Origin of the sequence: Streptomyces glaucescens (assembly GCF_002154375.1) — a bacterium.
GTDB classification, from domain to species: domain Bacteria; phylum Actinomycetota; class Actinomycetes; order Streptomycetales; family Streptomycetaceae; genus Streptomyces; species Streptomyces glaucescens.
On sequence record NZ_MUND01000389.1, the window covers coordinates 1 to 1,254 of the forward strand.

Sequence of the window (1,254 nt, forward strand, 5' to 3'; positions counted from 1 at the left end):
TGTCCGGCCGGCGCCGGGCGGGGTCGTGCGCCCGGGCGGGGCGGTACACCAGGCGGGAGGGGGAACCGGTCAGGTGGATCACCCGGCGGGCGATCTCCTCGACGGTGGCCTCGTCGTCGCCGCCGATGTTGACGGGCCGTACGGCCCGGCTTGCGGCCACCCGCAGCACGCCCTCGACGATGTCGTCGACGTAGGCGAGGGACCGGGTCTGGCTGCCGTCGCCCTCGATGGTGACGGGTGCCCCGGCGAGCGCCTGCCGGATGAAGGTGGGCAGGGCCTGGCGGCCGTCCGTCCGCATCCGCGGACCATAGGTGTCGAAAACGCGGACGATCCCGGCGTCGGTGCCGTGGGCCGTCGCGCCGGCGGTGGTCAGGGCCTCGGCGAACCGCTTGCCCTCGTCGTGGGCGCTGCGCGGCCCGACCGGGTCGACGTGACCCCAGCAGTCCTCGCGCAGCGGATGCGCCGCGGGGTCGCCGTAGACGTGGCAGGCGGAGCCGAGCAGGAAGCGCGCCCCGTCCCGTTCGGCGACGGCGAGGGCGTTGCGGGTGCCGGGTCCGGCGGCGTCCAGGGCGGCCAGCCGGCAGTCGAGGCAGTCGGCGGGCGAGGCGGGGCCCGCGAAGTGCAGCACCAGGTCGTAGGGGCCGGGCAGGGTGTCGGGCCGGCCGGGGGCGCTCACGTCCTGCCGCAGGAACCGGAACCCGGGGCGTCCGGCGAGGTGGCGGACGTTGCCGGCGGACCCGGACGACAGGTCGTCCACGCAGTCGACCTCGATCCCGGCGTCGATCAGCCGTTCGCACAGGTGGGAGCCCAGAAACCCGGCGCCGCCGGTGACCAGGGCCCTTTTCCAGCGGGGCCGTGACATCGGCAGCGGTATCGCGGAGAACGCCATCGGCGTCATGTGCACGGCCTCCTTCCGCCGATGTGGGCCTCTTCCCCCGCCGCCGGGGCGGACGGCGAGCGGCGCCCGAGTGCCCCCCGACGGGTGTTCTCATACTCCGACGCCCGGTGCCGCTGTGCCACATGAGGCCACCGGGACCACCGGGGCCACCGGATCACCCGTTCGGGTCCCGTTCGCCCATCCGCCCTCACCGTGCGCGTCCGGCCATCCGGCCGGATGTCGCCGTCTGGTGCACTTTGCCCCGGAGCTGCCAGAGTTGACGGAACCTCAGGGGGGACGTGTGACGAGACGTCAGAAGCGCTTCGGGGCGGGCAGAACGGTACTGGCACTCCTCACGGCACTCGGCTCGCTGGCCG

The 1,254-nt window shown here is 74.6% G+C and carries 1 protein-coding gene; it reads right to left on the minus strand.

Annotation, left to right across the window (positions count from 1 at the left end):
• On the minus strand, positions 1–898 hold an 898-nt coding region (locus CCN42_RS24500; RefSeq protein ID WP_086738860.1), incomplete at its 3' end, for an NAD-dependent epimerase/dehydratase family protein.
• Positions 899–1,254 lie beyond the last annotated feature (356 nt).